The sequence below is a fragment of the Streptomyces sp. NPDC004658 genome (assembly GCF_040609555.1).
Classification (GTDB): Bacteria; Actinomycetota; Actinomycetes; order Streptomycetales; family Streptomycetaceae; genus Streptomyces.
This window is the reverse complement of the sequence record NZ_JBEXKG010000148.1, coordinates 1-19231: the sequence shown is the minus strand read 5'-3', so window position 1 is coordinate 19231 and position 19231 is coordinate 1. Positions and strand designations below refer to the sequence as shown.

Annotated in this window: 12 protein-coding genes; 3 read left to right on the top strand and 9 right to left on the bottom strand. The window is 75.7% G+C overall.

Annotation, left to right across the window (positions count from 1 at the left end):
* Positions 1 to 1485 precede the first annotated feature (1485 nt).
* Positions 1486 to 1752, bottom strand: coding sequence for a hypothetical protein (locus tag ABZV94_RS33190; protein WP_356347051.1), 267 nt, complete (start codon positions 1750 to 1752; stop codon positions 1486 to 1488).
* A gap of 156 nt (positions 1753 to 1908) precedes the next feature.
* Here ABZV94_RS33190 and ABZV94_RS33185 point away from each other — a divergent pair, with 156 nt between their 5' ends.
* A complete protein-coding gene (locus tag ABZV94_RS33185; protein WP_356347048.1) occupies positions 1909 to 2916 on the top strand; it encodes a hypothetical protein in 1008 nt (335 codons plus the stop codon).
* 1612 nt (positions 2917 to 4528) lie between these two features.
* Here ABZV94_RS33185 and ABZV94_RS33180 read toward each other — a convergent pair.
* From ABZV94_RS33180 to ABZV94_RS33155, 6 genes are all read right to left on the bottom strand, one after another.
* Positions 4529 to 5497, bottom strand: coding sequence for a transcriptional regulator (locus ABZV94_RS33180; protein WP_356347045.1), 969 nt, complete (start codon positions 5495 to 5497; stop codon positions 4529 to 4531).
* 242 nt (positions 5498 to 5739) lie between these two features.
* A complete protein-coding gene (locus tag ABZV94_RS33175) occupies positions 5740 to 9315 on the bottom strand; it encodes a hypothetical protein (protein ID WP_356347053.1) in 3576 nt (1191 codons plus the stop codon).
* A gap of 93 nt (positions 9316 to 9408) precedes the next feature.
* The gene (locus ABZV94_RS33170; RefSeq protein ID WP_356347043.1) at positions 9409 to 9618 is read right to left on the bottom strand and encodes a helix-turn-helix domain-containing protein; all 210 of its coding nucleotides are present in this window, start codon (positions 9616 to 9618) and stop codon (positions 9409 to 9411) included.
* A gap of 44 nt (positions 9619 to 9662) precedes the next feature.
* Positions 9663 to 13367 carry a hypothetical protein gene (locus ABZV94_RS33165; RefSeq protein WP_356347041.1) on the bottom strand — a complete coding sequence of 1235 codons (3705 nt, stop codon included), beginning with the start codon at positions 13365 to 13367 and terminating at the stop codon, positions 9663 to 9665.
* A gap of 477 nt (positions 13368 to 13844) precedes the next feature.
* Positions 13845 to 14444 (bottom strand): hypothetical protein, encoded by a 600-nt coding sequence (locus ABZV94_RS33160; protein ID WP_024127732.1) that lies wholly within the window; start codon positions 14442 to 14444, stop codon positions 13845 to 13847.
* A gap of 22 nt (positions 14445 to 14466) precedes the next feature.
* On the bottom strand, positions 14467 to 14889 hold the full coding sequence (locus ABZV94_RS33155; protein WP_356347038.1) for a hypothetical protein: 423 nt from the start codon (positions 14887 to 14889) through the stop codon (positions 14467 to 14469).
* A 433-nt stretch (positions 14890 to 15322) separates the two neighbouring features.
* Here ABZV94_RS33155 and ABZV94_RS33150 point away from each other — a divergent pair, with 433 nt between their 5' ends.
* Positions 15323 to 15841: a hypothetical protein gene (locus ABZV94_RS33150; RefSeq protein ID WP_356347036.1), complete on the top strand. Its 519-nt coding sequence runs from the start codon at positions 15323 to 15325 to the stop codon at positions 15839 to 15841.
* A gap of 546 nt (positions 15842 to 16387) precedes the next feature.
* Positions 16388 to 16963 carry a hypothetical protein gene (locus tag ABZV94_RS33145; RefSeq protein ID WP_356347033.1) on the top strand — a complete coding sequence of 192 codons (576 nt, stop codon included), beginning with the start codon at positions 16388 to 16390 and terminating at the stop codon, positions 16961 to 16963.
* A gap of 268 nt (positions 16964 to 17231) precedes the next feature.
* Here the strand turns inward: ABZV94_RS33145 and ABZV94_RS33140 are convergent, their stop codons facing one another.
* Together ABZV94_RS33140 and ABZV94_RS33135 are read right to left on the bottom strand one after the other, a co-directional pair.
* The gene (locus ABZV94_RS33140) at positions 17232 to 18260 is read right to left on the bottom strand and encodes a DnaB-like helicase C-terminal domain-containing protein (RefSeq protein WP_356347031.1); all 1029 of its coding nucleotides are present in this window, start codon (positions 18258 to 18260) and stop codon (positions 17232 to 17234) included.
* Positions 18261 to 18417: 157 nt separating this feature from the next.
* A complete protein-coding gene (locus tag ABZV94_RS33135; RefSeq protein WP_356347028.1) occupies positions 18418 to 18906 on the bottom strand; it encodes a hypothetical protein in 489 nt (162 codons plus the stop codon).
* Between the last annotated feature and the right edge of the window lie 325 nt (positions 18907 to 19231).

The window sequence follows — 19231 nt, the reverse complement described above, 5'->3', positions numbered from 1 at the left end:
TCTGGGGCGGAAGCGCTAAAGCGCTTTATATTGGGCCTTTCGGCCCAATAAATGCCGCCTGGAATTCCCCGTTGGGGAATTCTTGGGTGGCTTGTGTCGGCCCCCGTTGGGGGCCTTGGTTTGGCGTGTGAATTTCCCGTTGGGAAATTCTGGGTTTTGGGTTGGATTTGGTTTTCTCGGCTTTTTCTTGGTTTTCGTGTTTTTGGTTGGCCCTGTCGGGCCATTTTTGGTTTGTTGTGTGGTTTGTGTTGCCCCGCCGTTGGCGGGGCGTGGGTGGGGTTGCCGGCCGGTTCGGCCGGCTTGTGGGGTGGGTGGCCCTGTCGGGCCTAGGGGTGATGGTGTGTGAGGTGGCGGGGTGTCAGTTTTGCTGGGTGTTGGGTGGGTTGGGGACCCTGTCGGGTCCTTGGGGGTGGGGCGTTGCGGTGCTGCGTTGAGGATTGCAATATTCGGATTTGTTGCTCGCGGGAGGGTGTTCCTGGCCGTTGGCCAGGGGGTTTGTTGGGGTGGGGCTCGTTGTCGGTGTGAAGGTGGGTGGGGTTCCCTGGGACGTCTCGGGGGTTCCAGGGGGCGCCTTACGGCGCGTCATGAGGTGGGGTTGCCTGGGGAGTCGGGGAGGGCTTCGCGGGGGCTGGTGTCGTCGTGGGCGCTGCACGTTGTGTCCGGGTCTGGTGCGGCTGGGCAGTGGCCCCTTGGTCTCCTTGACAGGGGGCCGTCCCGGACGTCCTGCACCTCGTCCTGGACGACGTCCTCAGTTGTGGTTCACCACCCTGTCGTCCGTGGACCCCCCAGGTGGTGGCTTCCCTTCTGTACAGGGGCGTGGCGCCCCTGTTGGGGTGCGCGTCGGTGCTGTGGGCGTACGGGCGGCTGGGGGGTTGGTTCTGCTGGGGCGTGGCACCCATCGGCTTCCCGTGCTCGGGCGGGGGCCGGCCGGGTGGTGATGTGCACCGGGGCGTCGGGCTCTCCTCGGTGGCGGGTGGAGCGAGGCGGCGTTCGGGGTGTTGGGGCCGCCCCCTGTCGGGTGCGGGCGCAGCGGGGGCGGGGATCTCCTGGCTCTGGGGAGGCGTGCAGCTGGTGTCGGCTGCGATGTCGGTGTCTCGCGCAGCGGGGCTCTCCGGCTGGGCCCTGGCAGCCGGGGGCTAATTGGTCGGTGTCTGGAATTCGGTTCTATGGGACTGGTTCAGTTTTGTCTCCGGGCTTTGCTGCTGGCGGGTGCGCGTGTGGCTGAGGGCCGCTCTGAATGTTTCGTCTCTTTCGGGCTTCTCTTCCGGCTGGCGGGTCGGCTTCTTTTCCCTCATTCAGGAGCGGAGGGGGGTTAGGTGAGCGTCCTGGGAGCGCGGCGTCGATGAAGTGGATTAGGCGGGTTTCATTGCCTTTTTATATTGAGGTGTGTTTGCGGCGTGCTGGGGTTGGGGTGGGGTCTTCCTTTTTTCTGTGGGGGATGGCTGGCGGGTTTCTGGTGGATGCGCCCGTTGGGCGCTTTTCGTTTTATGGGCGGTCGGGATACCAGGGGGCGAGGCGCAGCAGGAGGTGGAGGGTGCGGCGCGCGGCGGTGCGGTGGGCGGGGCTGGGGGCGTAGGCGGCGCCGAGGGCGAGGGTGGCCGTGAGGGTCAGGAGGAGCAGGAGGCCGGCGCCGGTGTAGGTGAGGATGGTCCGGCCGGCGGCGGTGGGGGCGAGGAGGAGCACCGTGGTGGTGGCCGTGGCCGTACAGGCGGGCCGGGTTCGGGGCGTGGGTCGGTGTCGTCGGCCGGGCATGGCGGGGCTCCTTCGGGCAGGTCAGGCCCGGTTCGGGCCTGCGTGGCGGCGGGTGTTGGGGCTTTAGTTCACCGCCTTCGGCCAGCGCGATTTCCGGGTACCTCGCGGGGTTCTAAAGTCGTGCGGGTGGTCAGAGGAGGGCCCAGTGGGGCGGATGTGGAGCTGATCGAGCGCCTGGCGGCGCTCGGTGTGCAGGTGTCGGCGGCGCAGCTGGAGCGGTGGCGGGGGCTGGGGCTGCTGCCCCGGCATGAGCGGATGTGGCTGGGGCGTGGGCGCGGCTCGGTGTCGGTGCTCGCCGAGGAGACCGTCGCGGTGGCCGCGGCGCTGGGGCGGCACGCGAGGGCGGGGCGGGATGTGCGCTGGACGGTGATCGCCTGGTACGCCGAGGCCGGACGACCTGTGCTGCACGGGCAGTTGCCTTTGCCGGAGCCGCCGTGGCCGGCCGTGCGCGAGGCCCTGGTGTGGGCGATGCGGCGCTCGGCGGCGCATCGCCTGGTCGAGGCGGCCCGTACGGCGGCCGGCGCCGGCGAGGAGGAACAGGACGCCTTCTACGCGCAGGCCGGGCGGGTGGTGGGGCGCGGGCACACCGGACCTGCGCACCCTGAGGTGATGCGGCGGGTGCTCGAGGATCCGGAAGCCGAGCTCGACCAGGGCGAGGACCGCCGGCGGCGGCGCGGGGCGGTGCGGCTGGCCGCGGCCGCCGCCATGGGCGCCGGCGAAGTCGGCGGCGAGGTGCTCGTCGATGCGCTCGCCACCCTCATGCCCGGCCCCGACTGGACCGACGTCGCCGCCAACGCGCGGCGGGCCGAACAGAGCGGCGAGCTCGACGGGTGGATCCGGGCCGGGGCCGTCGACCCGCTCGGCCGGCTGGAGGCGGCCGGCGCCCAGGAGATGGCCGCCGCACGCCACGCCGCCCTGGTGCTCGCCGGGATCGGCGGCCTGTACCTGATGCACGGCTTCGGGTTGCCCGACAGCCCGGCCCTCGCCCGGCTGCGCGCGCAGCTGGAGGAGACCGGCCTTGCCCTGGTCGCGGCCCAGATGGTGCCCCTCATGATCAACCCGCCCGGCGTCGTGCACGCCCTGTCCATGTGCCTCGACCCCGACATCGCCGCGCTCGCCGCCTGGCTGGAGTCGGTGCTGGCCGAACAGGCCGGCACCGGGTAGGGGCTGCTGCGGCTGCCCGGTGCCGAACGGGACGGGGGGCGTAGGCGTTCATGCAGGCCTGGATCGGCTACCTCCACGAACTCGGCGACCGCGCCCGCGCGCACCCCGGGTGGCGGCGCCGAGGAGCCGGCCGGCGACGGCGGCGTCGCTGGGGCGCGGCTTCCCGCAGGAGCGCGGGCGGACACACGGGGCCGGCCGGGAGCAGTACCGGCGAGGACGGCCTGGCCACAGCGCGGGAGGAGCAGGGCAGGTGACCAGGCTCGACGGTGAAGGTGAACTCGCCGTCGCGGCGCGACCCGACGCCCACGGCGGCCCGCGCCCAAGGCCTGCCGCCCGGCGACGAGGGGCACCCTGCGGTGGCCGGCGCCCCCGGGCTCCTCGACGCCGCCGGCAGCCCGGGCGTGTACCTGCAGGCCTCGCCGACCGCGCTCCCCGACGGCGGCAAGCTCGCCGAGCTTCTGGACCGGGCCCTCACCGGCCGCGCCCTGTTCACTCCGCCGAGGCCTGCAGACCGCTCTGCAGAACTCCCTTGGCGGCACCTGGACCGAGCTCGACGACCTCGACCCGTTCGGCACCCGGCGCCCCCTCGCCCGCACCCGGATCCGCGACGGCGCCGGTGACCTCCCCGCCCCGGCAGGAGGAGGGCGCGGCCGGCGCGCACCGTATGACGGACCCGGCACCGGCCACACGCTGGATCCCACTCGGCAGCCGGACGAGGAGGACAACACGGCGCCGGGCCACCGCCGAGCAGCGCACTGGTCTGTCCCCGAACGCCCCCTCCTCCCACCCGGCCGCGACCGGAAACCGGCATTGGGTTTCGTCACTAAAGCGGCTTGGAAATCACCTTCTATTTCTCTTCGAAGAACTTTGGTGAATCAGCCTGGGAAATTCATTGTGTGGCTTCTTGGTGGTCGCTGCTGGTCTTGATGCCGATTGAAGGTGTGCGACCTGTGAGCGCGAGAGGGCAGGGCACGGTGGGTGGATCATGGCGTGATCCGAGCGCTGGAGCGCGCACGCGGGGGCCCGCCCGGCGCTGCGGGCCGGCGTCGGCCGGGGCCGGCAGCGAGTTACGTAACGCGCAGGAAGGGCCGGCCGGTTGGGTACCGGCGCAAGTATGTAACGCCCGCTGGAGGTATGTACCGGCCGACGCGGCACCGGTAGGGCCGGCGGTACGTCACCTCGCGGCCCGGTCCCGGAGTGTCCGAGCATTGCAATATTCAACGGGCCGGCTGCGGGAAGGAAGGCTCCGGGCGAGCGCGCGCCGGACCCGGTGCGCTCAACTTCCCCTATCTGCATGGGCGTTCGGACCCCGGCCGGTTGCCGCTCCCGCTCGGCCGATCGCCGCGTGCGCTCGTTGCGGCTGGCGTGCCGGATCGTGGGGCCCGAGCGCGGCGCGCAGCCAGGCGTGGCCGGCGGGCAGATCGGAGGGGCCCACGCGCCGCTGGGACGGCATCCCTCACGCATAGCCACAAGCGGAGAGACAGCAACCCGCGCGCACAGCGGTAACGCGGCCGCGTGGCCTGCACCTCGTCCGCGGTCTCGCCGGCGGCCCGCAGCCATAGGGCCCGCGCGCCTTCCCGGGAAGGGCCGGCCGGGACGGTGCGCAACCGCTCTACCCGGCCGGGGCGTTCACCCCGGGGGCGGTGCGGCGGACGTAGGTGTCCAGACCCGGCAGGCCGGGCCGTACCGCGGCGACCTCGGCGGTCAGCGCGCGGACCGAGGGCCGGCGGGCCTCGCTGGGCGCGGCGAGCTCCACCAGGCACAGCTGGGCGAAGGCGCCGGCCGCGTCGCCGGCGTCGAGCAGGGTGCGGGCGGTGTCGGTGGCGGCCCTGGCGCGGCGCTCGGCGGTGGGCAGACGGTCGGGGCGCAGCCGGCGGGCGTGGGCGAGGGCGGTGTCGACGTCGCCGAGGTGGCGGTGGATCCCGATCCCGTACAGGGCGCACTGGCCGGCGGTCAGCTCCCGGGGGCGGCCGGGGGTGTGCGGGTGGCGGGCGAGACGGAGGGTGTCCTCCTCGGCCTGGGCGGCGAAGTCGCGGGCGAGGGCGGGCCGGTGCGCCTGGGCGGCGCTGTAGGCGGCGGTGAGCGCCGCCAGGCCCGCCGCCTCCAGCTCGGCGGCGGTGGGCCGGGAGCCGGCCAGCAGGTGGGTGCGCGCCTCGTGGAGCAGGAGCAGGGCCTCGTCGGTGCGGCCGGTGCGGCGCAGCGGGGTCGCGGCCGCGCGGGCTGCGGCGGCGAGCACCACCGGGTCACCGGAGCGGGTGGCGGCGGTGCCGGCCCGCTTCGCGTAGGCACCGGCGAACGCGGTGCGGCCCTGCTTGACGGCGAGCTGGGAGGCGAGCACCCACACGCCGGCCGCGCGGGCGGCGCCCGCCGGGCCCTGCTCGGCGCTGCGCGCGGCGGCGGCCAGGAGCAGCGGCAGCACCTGGCCGAGCCGCGTGTAGGCGCCGGCGGCGAACAGCGCGCGGGCCGCGGCGACGTCACCGGCGGACAGTCCCGGCTCCGCGGCCGCCCACGCCGGAACCGGCCCGGTGGCCACACCGGCTCCGAGGGCAACTCCCCCCGCCAGCACGCTCCGTCGCTTCACACCCGCTCCTCTTCCTGATGGGCCCCGTCCGCGGCCGTCCACAGGCTCGTCACGACGCTACGGCCGGGCGGGCCGGCCGGACAGGGCGCGCGAGCCGGGCTGCGCGCGCCCCCGCCGTGACCGGCGCCGACAGACCGGCCGGACGGGGCAGCGCCCAACTGCTCGACGCGCGCCGATCCCTCAGGTACGCAGCGGGCCGGGCGAGCCGAGACGGGAGACGGCCGGCGTGTGGGCCCGATCGGTCAATCCGTCGTTGCGGGCGCGTGAGCGAGGTCCACCTCGCCGGCTTCGACCAGGGCCCGGCGCAGCTGCGCGGCCTCGGCCGGGCGGTCAGGCGCGGGCAGCGCCTCGGCGGCCTGCAGCAGGGCGCGGGCGTGGTGGCGGACGTCGCCGTCGTGCGCGCTTTCAGGGGAGGGGCGGGTGAGCAGGTGCGCGGCCAGGAGCAGGGCGTCGGGCTCACCGGGGTGCGCGGCGGCGCGTTCGGCGATCCGGCCGGCGTCCTTCTGGGCCGGGGTGTGGGCGGCGCTGCGTCGGGCCAGGGGCAGCCATGTCTCGTCCGGCAGCGCCGCGGCGAAGTCGCCGGCGCCCGCGAGCGCGCCGGCCGGCAGGCCGGCCTCCAGGGCGGCGGTCCACCAGACCCGTTCGGTGTCCACCGAGGTCCGGTCGACTGGGCGCATCGAGGTGAAGAAGGCGAGGTAGCCGAGGAAGCCGGAAGCGGCCTCGGTGCCGCCCGGGCCGGCGGCCAACTCCCGCCATGCGGCCGTGGGATCGCCGAGCAGGTTGTCGTGGCCGGTCAGCAGCGCGTGCACCACGCGGAAGGCGACGGCGCCGGCGGGTTCTTCGCGCAGGGCTGCCAGGAGTTGGCCGCGGTCCAGGGCGGCGAGCAGCAGCGGATCGAGGCCGGGACCCTGGCGGTCGTGCAGCCATGAGGCGGCCGGCGAGGGCCGGCCGGGGACGAGCGCGTACACCTCGGGGTGGGCGGCGGTGAAGGCGGTGGCGCGGCGGTGCAGGAGGGGCAGGTGCGCGCCGAGCACGCCGGCGACCGCCTGGTCGCCAGCGCGGGCGGTCAGGACGGCGGCGGCCAGGTCCAGGATGTCGCCGGGCATCTGGCCGTCCTGGGGGGCCTGGGCGGCGGCGTAGTGCAGGAGGCAGTCCAGCGCGCGCACCGCTGGGTGGGACTCCAGCAGGCCCGCAGGCAGCTCCTGTTCTTCGCCGGCCGGGCGGTCGGCCGGCGGGCCGGCGGGGCCGGCGGCGGGCGTTACCGGGTCGCCGGCCGTCGCGGTCGTAGTCGGCTGCGGGGCGGCAGGGCGGGTGAGGGGTTCGGCGAGGGTGTGCAGCCGGTCCAGGACGGCTGGGAGGTGGCCGCCGAGGCCGTCCCCGGTGCGCCACACGAAGGTCAGCAGGCCGGACCACGCCCGGCCGGCGTACTCGCCCGCGTCCGGGACGTGCGGGCTGGCCGGAGCGGGCAGGGCGCGGCTGAGCGCGAGGGCGGCGAGCACGGCTTGGGCCGGGCCGGCGGGGAAGGCCTCGGGACGGCGCGCGGCGGCCGCGGCGGCGGCGAGGTAGAACGCTCCGAGCTCCGGCAGGACGAGGGCGGCGAGCACGGCGGGGACGTCGGCGGTCCAGGCGGCCGGGTCGGCCGCCACCAGGCGCTGCAGCATGGTCGCGTAGCCGGTTGCGCCGGCGTCCGGGGCGCCGGCCAGGGCGGCCGCGGCCGTGAGCGGGCCGGCCGCGGCGGCTCGCTCCCGCAGGTCCTCCAGTTCGAGGGCGGTGTGATGACGCGACCGGGGGCGGGCGGCACACCGGGGGTCGGGCGGCCCGCCTGGCCGGGCCCGGTGCAGCGCGGCCGGCGGCGGGCCGAAGCCGGCCAGCAGGGGCGCGGGCAGGATCGGTGACCAGGCCCCGGCCCGCTCGGCGCCGACGGGCAGGACCTGCTCCCCCTCGGCGGCCGCGGGCGCGGAGAGCGCCTGACGGGCCCGCCGGTGAAGGTCGGCGGCGCGCTCGGGCGGGCAGGTGGTGAGCACGAGGTCGACCAGGCGGGCGCCTTCCGGCGTCGGGGAGCCGGCCAGCAGCCGCACCGTGGCCTCGACCGCCAAGTCCCACCACTGCCCCGCTCCTTCGTGCCCGGTACCGGCGTCGGGGGGCGGCGGGTGCGCGGCCAGGTGGGCGGCGAGCACCCGGTCGTGCACTGCTGCGTCCGCAGCCGCGATCCTCGTCCACGCCCGCAGGCGGTCGGCGAGCGGCAGGCCGGCCGCGGCGTCCGCCGCGGCGAGGTCGAGGACCGCGCGGGCCAGCAGCGGGCCCATGTCCAGGACCGGGCCCAGGAAGAGCGTGGCGTTAAGGACGCGGACCTCGTCCAGGTCGACGAACTCCGACCAGGGGAGCCGGCCCGGCGTCTCGAGGTCGCGGCGCAGCAGGCCCGCCAGCGCGCCGCGGACCGGGCGGGCCCACCGGAACGACTCACCGCCGGCGTCGGCGTGGACGGTCACCACCAGCTCCCGCAGCAGGCCCGTGATGTCGTGTTCGGGCAGGCGGGCCGCCCACTCCCGCGTCAGGACCTCGGTCAGCTCGGGCAGCGGCCGGCGCTCGGCGTGCGCGCGCCGGCGCTCGTCCCGCCAGGCCCGGTGGCCGGCGTGGGTGAGGTCGACGGCGTCCTTCAGCAGCTCCTCGGCGACCAGGACCCAGTCCCCGTCCCGGACGGGCAGCGGGAGGGTGCCCGCCCAGCAGGCCACGAGCCGGCGCGGCACGTCCGCGTGCTCGGCCGGCTCCTCGGCCCGGGCCGGGGCCAGGACGTGCGGGAGCAGCCGGCGCACCCCGGCCGGGGGGAGGACGCCGGCGTCGGCCAGGCGCAGCAGCGCGCCCAGCACGTGCGGGCCGGCCGGGGCGAGCTCGGCGGCGTGCCCCGCCAGCCACCGGCCCGCGGTCTCGGGGGCGGCGGCGGCCAGGTGCTCCAGGAACGGGGCCGCCGGCCACACGCCGGCGCTCTCGTCGGCGAGCAGCAGGTGCGGCGCGTGCTCCTGAAGGGCCTCCAGCCACGCCGCGGCCGGGGCGGAGCCGAAGAAGTACGCCTCGGCGCGCGGGTCCGCCCAGTGGGCGAGCTCGGCCGCCTCGTCCGCGCCCGGCTGCGTCAGGGCGGCCAGCTCCAGGACCCGGGCGGCGCGGCCGTGCAGCGGCACCAGCAACTCCCGCGCCAGCAGCAGGACCTCCCGGTAGACGCCGGCCGCGGCGGCCAGGTCGGCCTCGCCGCCGTGCAGCGTGCCCGACGTCCTGGCGTACACCTCGCCCCACCCGGCAAGGGCCTGCTCGTGGTAGCTGCCCAGCGCCACGCCCATCAGCCGCTCGGCGATCCCCGCCGCCCGCGCCCGGTGAAAGCCGCCCGGGCGCGTCAGCTGCCCGCGCAGCACCTCGGCGGCCACCCGCAGGCGGCCCAGGGCGGATGTGTCCGCGGCCCGCTGCACCGCCGGTGAACCCTCGGGCGGCCCGCCGGCGGCGGGCTCGCCGACCGGGGGCACGGCGGCGCCCGGCGGGTCGGGGAGGGTGTCGACCGCGGCCAGCAGGTCCTTCGCCGCGGACTTCAGGCCCACCGCGTCCGGGGCGCCCGGCAGGCTCAGCAGGGCGTCCGCCGCACCGCGCAGGCACGACTCCGCGACCTCCGCCGGCCGCTCCAGGCAGGTGCCGGCCAGGACCCGGCGCGCGTCCCGGAGCAGACCCAGCGCCCGCACGCCGCCGGCGCCCTGCGCGGTCAGGGCCGCGGCCAGGACCTCGTCGACCACCGGCAGTCGCGCGGCGGGCAGTTCACCGCCCACCGGCGGCATCATGGTGCTCACCGATGCACCGTAGAGCCCGCCGGGCAGAGCGCGGGCGGGAACCGGCCGGCCCGTGGCCGGGGCGGGCGCCGGCCGTCTGGGCCGTCAGCGTGCGGGACGGCGGCGGGTGACCGGGCCGCCGCGGGTGCGCAGGGTGGTGCCGGCCTCGGTGAGCAGGCGGTGGACGAACCCGTAACTGCGCCCGCAGCCGTGCGCGAGGGTGCGGATCGAGGCCCCCGCGGTGTACGCCTTCTTCAGCTCGGCCCCGAGCTTGAGCCGGGCCGGCCCGGTGACGTGGACGCGGCGCCCCAGCATGGCGACTCCCTTCTCTCCCTCTCCTCGGTGCCCGGGCGTGACGGCTACTGATGGCGGGCGGCGTCGACGTCGCCGGCGTTGACCAGCGCCCTCCTCAACCCCTGCCACGCGGTGGGGCGTTCGGCCGCGGGCAGGGCGGCCGCCGCGTCCAGCAGGGCGCGGGCGTGCCCGCGTACAGCCGGGTCCGTCCATGTCCCGGGCGCGTGGGTGACCAGCAACTCGGCGAGCAGCAGGGCGTCGTGGCTGCCGGGGTGGGCGGCGGCGCGTTCGGCGACGAGGTCGGCGTCGGTCAGGACCGCGGAGTCCTCGGCGCTCGCCCGCATCAGCTCCAGCCACACCGGCTCGTCGACGGCCGCGTCGGCGAACGCACCCGCGCCGGCCAGCGCGCCGGCGGGCAGGCCTGCTGAGAGCGCGGCCCGCCACAGCACCTCCGCGGCTTCCACCCGGCCGGCGGCGGCCGGCGCAAGAGGGACGTCGCCGGCGGCACGCGGGGTACGGGTGCCGACCGCCTCCAGCAGCCGGCCGGCCGCGTCCGCCCCGCCGTGGCCGGCCGCCAGCTCGTGCCACAGGGCGGCCGGGTCTCCCAGGACGCACGGATCGTCCAGGAGGGCGTGCACGAGGTGCTCGGCGGCCCCGGGCACCTCGGCGCGCAGGGCGGCCAGGAGGTCGGCGCGCTCCAGCGCGGCGAGCAGCGGCCGGTCGTAGGGTCCCCAGCGCAGCCAGGAGGCGGCCGGCGAGGGGCGGCCGGGAACGATCCGGTACAGGTCGGTGCGGCGGGCGGCGGCGAAGGCGGGGGCGTGCCGGTGGAGTCCGGGCAGGTGCACGCCGACCGCCGTGGCCACCGCGTCGTCGTGGGCGTGTGTGGCGAGCGCGCCGGCCACCGTGTCGAGCACCGTGGGCGGCATCTCGCCGGTGGTGCGGGCCCGGTGGACGGCGTACTCGAGCAGGCAGCCCAGCGCCCGCACCTGCGGGTGGGAGCCCAGCAACGCGGTGACCGAGTCCCCGGCTTGTGCCGGGGCGCCGCCGTCGGCGGGGACGTCCGGGGGCGGGGCGGGGACGTCGGTGGCGACGGGAGCGGAGCCGTCCTCGGTCTCCTCAGCGGTGCCGGCGGCGGGTCGGGTGAGCTCGTCTGCGAGGGCCTGCAGGTGGGCCAGCGCGGCCTTCTCCAGGCCTTCGTCGAGCGTGGTGCCGGTGCGCCACACGGTGGTGAGCAGGTCGAACAGGGCCTGGTCGGCGAAGAAGACCGCGGCGCCCCGGGCGCCGGCCGCGCTCTCGCCGGGGCCGGGGCCGGGGGTCGGGCGGTTGAGGGCGCGGCGCAGGTCGAGCGCGGCGGTGACGGCGCCGGTGAGCGCGGTGCCGGGGAAGGCGCCGGGGCGGTCGGCGTGGACGGCGGCCGCGGCGAGGTAGTACGCGCCGAGCTGCGGCAGCTTCAGGGCGGCCAGGACGGCGGGCACATCGGCCGTCCAGGCGGCCGGGCCGGCGGCGACGAGCTGGTGCAGGACCATCGCGTAGCCGTCGTCGCCGGCATCCTCGGCCTCCGCCAGTGCGGCGGCGGCCGCCGCTGGGCCGCGGGCAGCGGCAATCTGCTCCAGGTCCTCGACGGCGAGGGCGGTGCTCGCCTTGACCGGCTGAAGGTCGGGGGCGGTGCGCGGGTCGGGCGGGCCGGCGGGCTTCAGGCGGCGCACCGCGTCCAGCACCGGTTCCCAGCCGGCCAGCACGCCCGCGGGCATCACCGGCGACCAGTCCCACACCAGCAGCCAGGAGGCGAGCGGCTCGGCGAGGCCGTCCACCCGATCGGCGCCGGAGGGGAGCACCTCCTCGATGAGGGCGGCCGGCGGCGGGGTGCCGAGCGCCGCACGCACCTGCGTCTGCAGTTGCGCGGCGTGCTCGGGCGGGCAGGCGCCGAACACGAGGGCGACGAGGCGGGCCGGCTCCGGGGCGGGCTCGGCGGCCAGCAGACGGGGAACGAGTGCGAGGGCCTGCTCCCACCACGGCTGTCCGTCCAAGTCGCCCGCCGGCGCCGGGAGCTGGGCGGGCGGCCGGGCGGCGAGGTGAGCGGCGACCAGGCGGTCGTGGAGCCGGGGGTCGACGGCGGCCAGCCGGGCGAAGGCGCGGGTGCGCGCCGGCAGGCCCGCGCCGGCGTCCGCGTCGGCCGCGGCCAGGTCGAGGACAGTGCGCGCCAGCCGGGGGCCGCCGTATGCGGCCGGATCACCGGCGTGCACTTCATCGAGGTCGCCGCGGAAGACGAGCGGACGGGAAGCCGCGGGCAGCAGGGCGACGTCGCGGGCGAGCAGGCCGGCCAGCACCGCGCGGATCATCGCGATGTCCGGGTGCGCGGGGTTGCCGCGGCCGTCCGGGTAGGCCGTCGCTACGAGTTCACGCAGCAGCACCGCCGCCTCGGAGTCGGGCAGCCGGGCCGCGGCCTCCTCGGTGATCTGCTCCCGCAGCTTCTCCTCCTGGGCAAACGCGGCCACCATCGCTGCTTCGGCTCCGGCCGGATCTCCGGCCGCGGCCTGCTCCTTGGCAGCGGTCGCGGCGGCCGCCACGCGCTCGGCGACGGCCCGCAAGGACAGGTGGCCGGCGTGCTCGGCGTCGACCGCGCCGGCCAGCAGCCCCTCCACCGCGATGATCCAATCCCGTGTCCGCCCCGCCCGCGGGACCGTACGGGCCCAGCGGGCCGCCAGGCGCAGCGTCGTCCCTGCCTCCGGTCCCCCGCCGGCGCGCAACCGCGCGGTGTCGGCCAGGGCGGCGCGCACCGCCGCGGCGCCGACGACGTCGCCGTGGCGCAGCGCGAGACCCAGCAGCGCGTCCAGGGCCGGGCGGCCGGCCGCGGCCACCTGCTGCGCCCGGGTGAGCGCCGGATCCCGGCCGGCCGGCGCGGCCAGCCACGCCCGGGCGGCGTCCGGGTCGGCGCCGGCGACGTGGTCGAGGAACGGGGCGGCCGGCCACCGCCCGCCGGCCGCGGGATCTGGCATCAGCAGGTGCGGGGCGTGCTCGGCCAGGACGCCCCACCACACCGGCGCCGGGCCGGAGCGGAAGAAGTAGTCGGTGGCCCGCGGGTCCGCCCAGCGGGCGAGCTCGGCCGCCTCCTCCGCGCCCGGCTGCGTCAGGGCGGCGAGTTCGAGGACGCGGGCCGCACGATCCGGCAGCGGCACCAGCAACTCACGGGCCGCACCCAGGAGTTCGGTGTACAGGGTGACGGCGTCACCGGGGCCGGCTGCGCGGCCGTGCAGAATGCCCGACGCCAGCCCGTAAACGACTCCCCACACGTCCAGCGCCGTCTCCTGCGCCGCGCCCAGCGTCACGCCCGTCAGCCGCTCGATGACACCGCGGGCCCGCCCCCGGTGGTAGCCGCCCGGCCGCTCCAGCTCACCGCGCAGTACCTCCGCCGCTCCCTCCAACAGCTCCCACGCCGGGTCCGCCGGCGCCGGCGGACCCGCCGATGCACCGTCGCCGGCCGGCAGCCGGAAGGCGTCCACCGCGTCCAGCAGGTCCTGCGCCGCGGCCTGCAGGCCCACGCTCTCCGGTGCGCCGGGCAGTTTCAGCAGCGTGTCCGCCGCGGATCGCACGCACGCCGCGGCGACCTCCGCCGGCCGTACCAGCCCCGCCCCCCTCAAGGCCCGGCGTGCGTCCTGCAGCAGCCCCAACGCCCGTACGCCCGGCTCGCCCTGGGCCACCAGCGCGCCTTCAAGGAACTCGTCGACCTCGGGCAGCACGGCCTCACAGGCCAGCGGCATCTCGTCACTCACCCCCGCACCGTAGACCCGCCGACCACCACCCCCGCACCGGTATCGCGAAACCGCGACACCAGCGCGCCCCATCAGCCCGGACACCCCGCGGAGCCGGCCGCGGACCACCATCCTGTCCTCACACCCGCCCGCCCGGACCGGCGGCACCCGTACGACGCTCACGCGGCCGGCCCGCACCGCCTGCCACCGTACGGGGGCACGAAAGGTGCCTCATGGCGGGCGATCCAGGGGCGCAGCCGCGGACGGGACGGACGAACAGCAGCACGTCGACCAAGGGGGCCGGCCGTTGGCCGGCGGTGGGGCGTGCCCCCTGTCGGGGGCCGCGCGGGGGTGCGGGGCGGGTCCCTTCCGGGACCCTCGCCGTCTTGGGTGCGGGGCCGGGGCCGTTGGCCCCGGTCCGACCGGCAATCCGGGGCCCCCGCCCGCCGGTGTGAGTGGGCGGGAGAGGGTGTGAGGCCTCATTGCTGAGGTGGCGGTTCAGCGGTTCATGTAGTCACGCGTGTCGTAGGCGTCGAGCTGCGACCAGGCGACCTTGGCCCGGCCTTCCAGTAGCTGGATGGTGTCCTCGGTTGTGCGGCCGGTCGTCTGCGACACCTGGCGGATGACGGCGCCGGTGTAGTTGGCGAGGGCGACGATGAAGTCCATCGACGTGGCGAAGCCGTACTTCTCGTCGATCTCGAACAGGACCTCGTCCATGGTGGGCCTGGTCTCCGGCTGGAAGATCGGCCGGAGGATCGCGGGGATGTAGCCCCAGACCACGCCGCCGTTCCTGGTGTTGCCGAAGGCTGCCTCGACGGTGTGCCGGGCCGAGAACTGCTGGAGGATCTCGAGCTGGTTGAGCGGACTGATCTCGGCGAGCATGGTGGTCGCCTCGGCGGCGGTGCAGGCGACGTCCATGACGAGCCGCTGCAGCCCGTCGTAGTCGAACTGCTGGTAGCAGTCGGCGAGGACCGCGATCTCCGGGGCCTCGCCGCGGGGCCGGCCCTCGCGCTCGCCCTCGATCATTCCGGCGCGGATCAGTGGCATGACGTAGCCGGTCGGTCTGTCGAAGGTCAGGCCTGCGGTGGGCAGTGCCATGGATCGCTCCTGTCCTTGTCGATCAGACCGGGGAGAGGGTGGTGGCGGGCCGGGTGGCGGTTCGGCGGCCGCGTCTGGGTTCCGAGGGCGGTGTGGGCTCCGGGACCATGATCTTGACCGGGCGGCTGCGGTTCTCGGCGCGGAGGCGGTCACGTGCCCGTTCACGCAGCGCGAGGAGCTCGCGAGCGATCTGGTCGGTGGGGGCGGGGAAGCGGCCGGGGTAGGTGTCGGCGAGGATCGCCGCTGCCTGCCAGTTCGCCATGCAATCGCGGGCTGGCGGCATGGTGAGCAGGGCGGCTTCGAATGCCGAGAGTTCGGCATAGAGCTTGAGACGCTTCTCCGGCAGGGTGACCAGCCATGTCTTCATGTCCCATGTGCGTTGTGGCCGGTCGGGGAAGTTCTCAGCGAGGCGCTTGATCCGTCTGGCCATGTGGTGGTGGGTCATGCGCGCAACGTGGGCGGCAAGGGTTTGGGCTGCCGCGCGTTCGTCCCCGGTCAGGTATCCGTTGAGGTCGGGCTCGTGTGGGGCTGCGGCGGCCGGCCCTGCGAGGGGGCCCTGCGGCGGTTCCAGAGACACGGCAGAAAGTGTCTGCGTCAATGCGGCGCCGGTGTGGCAGCGACGCGCTGGTGGTTCGCCCGCAGGCCCTGTGACCAGTCCACTGTGGGCAGACAGACCCGCGCCGGCCCGTCGGCGGCCGGCTCGTCGACCGGTGCCGCGGCGCCGGGGCGCGGGCGGTGGCGGTGGCGGAGCGGCGTACCGGCGACCGGGCGGGCCGGCGACCGGGAGCGGGGTGCCCGGCCGGGAGCGGGGGTCGGCCGGGAGCGGGGGTCGGCTGCGGCGCGCTGCCGAGACCGCCGGCGACCCGGAGCAGCGGTGGATGGTGGACCGGGACGACACCAGTGCCCTGGTCGTGAACGTGTTCACCCCGGACGACGTCGCCGGGGACGGCACCGTGTCGGGCAGCATCGTCGCCTCCCTCGCCTCCCCGGCGGCCCGGCGGCCCGGCGGCCCGGCGGCCCGGCGGCCCGGAGCGTCGCGCACACGCGCGCGGATGCTCGGGGCGGCAGCGCACACGGCTGCGCTGGACCCGCAGACCGCGGTGATGCTCACCTCGGGGCTGGAAACCACGGCGTCGTTCGAGGAGAAAGCCCAACAGCGCAGACCGGCGCACCGGCCGGGCCGCAGGCCATCGCTCCGCGCCGGCCCACGAGGCTGGACCTCACCGGCCCTGGCAGCGGCACCGGGTTCCGAACTGACGGAACGGCTCACCCGGCACATCCTCGACCGCACCACGGACCACGTGGTGGACACGCTCGTTGACCAGACCGAGGACCAGACGAACGATGTCGTGGCCGCGCTGCTCGCGCAGACCCGACGCGAAGGGGAGGACACGTGATCCGCACGCCACATCGTACGAAGGGGCCGGGCGCGCTCGGAGCCGAAGGCCCCGGCCGCATCGGGCCGTTCGGGCGCTGGCCCAAGGACGGAGAGGACGAGGACCAGGACGAGCCCGACGAGGGACAGGCGACCGAAAACCGGCGGTAGGCCGCCCGGCCACCGGGACAAGATCCGCCTCGGCGACGGCGGCCGTCCGCCGCGAGTAGCACGCCGCCGGCCGGGGCGCAGCTGCCGGACCGCCGCCCCGGCCCGGTACGACGGACAACCGGCACGCACAGCCGTAACAGCTCCCCCGCCACCCCGCCCAGCTCACCCACGAAGGCCAGGGCCCGCTCGCGTACGGCCGCGGGGACGTCCGTCGTACGTAGCAGCTGCCCGGCGCCGCAGGGCGGTTCAGACCCAGGCGGCGCCGATCCCGCAGGCGCCGGACAAGCACTTTCCGGACGTTGTCCGCGCACCCCAGCAGATCACCGCCCCGTTCGGCAGACTGACAGGCGACGCACGCCGCCTCTGTACGCCAACTGGCACTGACCTGGGGGAACTTGTGATCATCCGGGGATTCCTCGACAACGACGGTGAGCTGGCCCAGCACCTCGCCCAGCAGCTCAACACTCCACTGGACTGGCCCCAGGGCGCAGGGCTGACCACCGGGCACGTCGCGAAGATCGCTTCTGCGGCAGCCTGCGACGTCGCGTACGACCAGGCAGCCAACGGTCATCTGATCGACCTCTTCGCCGCCCTCCCCCTGCCGGGCACGCCCGACGGCAACACCTTCTGGGGCGCACTGGAGGAGGCGGGAGGCACTGCCGCCCTGTACATCGACCCCGGCAACATGGGCGGCCCGGCCTTCGACCGCCTGGCACGGGGAAACGAAGCGGGCATCGCCGACCGCGTGCTCAGCTTCCTGGCGGAACTCGACGACCAGCAGCGCGACGCCGTGGCCAAGGTGATCGGCGACGCACTGGCGCATGACACGCTCGTCGCAGACGGCCGCTACCTCGGGCAGCTGTGGCTGCGGGACGCCGAGACCACCGCCTGGCACGTGCTGCTCGCCAAACGCCGGCTGCACGAGACCCAGGACGACCGCACGCGATTCTTCGAAGCCTGGGGCAACGCCTGAGCGGTACAGCCGTCCCGACGACGCGACACACCCCGGCCACGAGGACAGGCCCTGTTCGGTGACTCCCTCGCCTTGCGGAACGTGGGACGTCCCGGCCTCTTCGGGCAGCGGCTCCAGCACCACGCCCACCCGCACCCAAGCGTCGCAGGGCACCGGACGGCGAGGCCGCGGCAACCCAGTCGTCCAAGACCCGCAGCGGAAACCACGCCCTCCCCCATCCCACCAACTCGCGTCCGCTTCCCGCCCGTCGGCGACGAACGGCAGCTGTCTACCGCCGGCCGGTGGAAGGTGCTCGAGGCTCGCGGGGCACCTCGGCCTCCGGGTCGTAGCCGTGCGCGACGGCGTGGGCGTAGAAGGCGTCGAGGGCGGCGCCCAGACGGCGCCCGGCGTCCGTGTCCGGCAGCGGAGGCCGGGCGGCCCATTCCTGCACAACCGCCTGCTGCGCCTCGCTCGGAAGGTCCCCGAACTCCAGCCCGGAGAAGGTCTCGGGCATGCCCCTGCACAGCTGCCCGAGTCTCTTGACCAGCATCTCGGGCATGCCCTCGGGCTCCTCCTGCAGGCCTTGGGCCGCGTCCGTGAGCATGTCCACAACCCGACGGCCCTCGTCGGTTCCGAACGCCCTCTCCGCGTGGAATTCGGGCCCGATCAGCCGGGCGCGCGCCAGATCGGTGCGGATGTCCACCTTGGTCTGCAGGCCGAGATCACACTCGGTCACCAGCGCCTGGTCCCCCCGAGGGCGGTATCCGGTCTCGTAGCCGGCGACGTCCGTGGCGAAGGTCAGAGCAACCACGATGTCCGGGGCGAGAACGGTGTGCAGGACTTCGCCGTCACTGTCGCCGGTTTCCGCCACCGCGAGCACCGGTATGTCGAGATCCCGGGCCAGACGCCGCAACTGCGGTACGCCCCCGGCGTGCTGCAGCAGACCGGGCACCGTGTGAACCCCGTCGACGACCACCAGGCGCAGCCCCGCCAGCTGACGGGCCAGAGCCGCGAGTTCACCGGCCCCGGTCCCGGGCCGGTCCTCGATCAGCAGCCGCGCGGCCTGGGGTCCGGCGCTCAGCTCGGCCACGGCCTTGCGCGCCGCCCCGTCCAGCCGTCCCTCGCGCAGCTCCCGGTAGCCGACCCTCAGCTGGCCGGCCATCACCCGCGCGGCGATGTCCCGCACGGACGGCCCGAAGGCCGCGTACAGGACGGCTCCCGCGTCGCGGAACAGCGCGGCGCGGACCGCGCCGGCAGCCAGCAGTCCCCCGCCGGCGCCGGGCCGTCCGTCACCGCCCGCGAGGCCTCCCCCGGCCACTACCCTGCACACACCCCGCACGACGGCCCGCCTGCGGCAATACCGGCGCTCACGACGCACCCCAGGTCGGACAGCACCTGGTCGGCGAACAGGACAGCGGCGGGGACCGGTTGCCTGCTCCCGCACTCGCCGCGGCAGCGTTTCTCCCGGCGCCCAACTACGGGGTGTGCAGGATCTGCGCCCACTCAGGAAGCTGCGTCGGCGCGCCGAGGGCGGCGTCGAGCAGGAGCGGGTCCCCGATCGAGACGCGCACCGAGCGAAGCGCCATCTTGTACCGGCCCGCGACGACGTCCCCCACCCACGAGGGCAGACCCCATTCAGTGACGCCCTCACCTTGCGGAACATGGGACGTCCCGGCCTCTTCGGGCAGAGGCTCCAGCACCACGCACACCCGAGCCTGAGCCTCGAACAGCCCCGTCGGCGAGGCCGCGGCAACCCAGTCGTCCGAGACCCGCAGCGGAGCCCCGAGCATCTGCCCGTGCGGAGCGAAGCAGCACAGCTCGTTGTCCTGGACGTGCAGCGCCACCGGCAACGGCAGATTCGCGATGTCGTCCTGGGTGTCGGCCGCGAAGATCAGGACCGCGTTGTCGGTGTCCGCGCCGGAACGCGCCGCGGGCACGACAGCCGTCGTGAAGTGGATTCCCATGCGGTGGACCCTAGCGACCGCCTCCGACAGAGCCGGGTCTTGCCGCCCTCCCGGGGCGGGCCTCGGCCAGGACCAGCCGGTCTCCGTCCCACCGGCACCAGCCAGGGCCCGCCGGTCAGCACCGGGTGCCGGATCTCGTCTTCGGCCACCTGTTTCTCAGCGCTCCTCGGCTGCCTCACCGCAGACCGCCGGGCCCGCCCCGGCGGACACCCGCCGTGAGGACGGGCGCAGGGGGTTACCGCTCCCCCGCCCCCGCGGCGTCAGGTGCGCGTCCACTCGGCGCCGGCCCGTCGGCGGCCGGCTCGTCGAGCGGTGCCGCGCCGCG

Bases quoted from the DNA above. Each gene is read 5' to 3' on its own strand.
- ABZV94_RS33190 (WP_356347051.1), bottom strand. From the start codon at position 1,752: ATGCCCGGCCGACGACACCGACCCACGCCCCGAACCCGGCCCGCCTGT.
- ABZV94_RS33175 (WP_356347053.1), bottom strand. From the start codon at position 9,315: ATGATGCCGCCGGTGGGCGGTGAACTGCCCGCCGCGCGACTGCCGGTG.
- ABZV94_RS33170 (WP_356347043.1), bottom strand. From the start codon at position 9,618: ATGCTGGGGCGCCGCGTCCACGTCACCGGGCCGGCCCGGCTCAAGCTC.
- ABZV94_RS33160 (WP_024127732.1), bottom strand. From the start codon at position 14,444: ATGGCACTGCCCACCGCAGGCCTGACCTTCGACAGACCGACCGGCTAC.
- ABZV94_RS33155 (WP_356347038.1), bottom strand. From the start codon at position 14,889: ATGACCCACCACCACATGGCCAGACGGATCAAGCGCCTCGCTGAGAAC.
- ABZV94_RS33150 (WP_356347036.1), top strand. From the start codon at position 15,323: ATGGTGGACCGGGACGACACCAGTGCCCTGGTCGTGAACGTGTTCACC.
- ABZV94_RS33135 (WP_356347028.1), bottom strand. From the start codon at position 18,906: ATGGGAATCCACTTCACGACGGCTGTCGTGCCCGCGGCGCGTTCCGGC.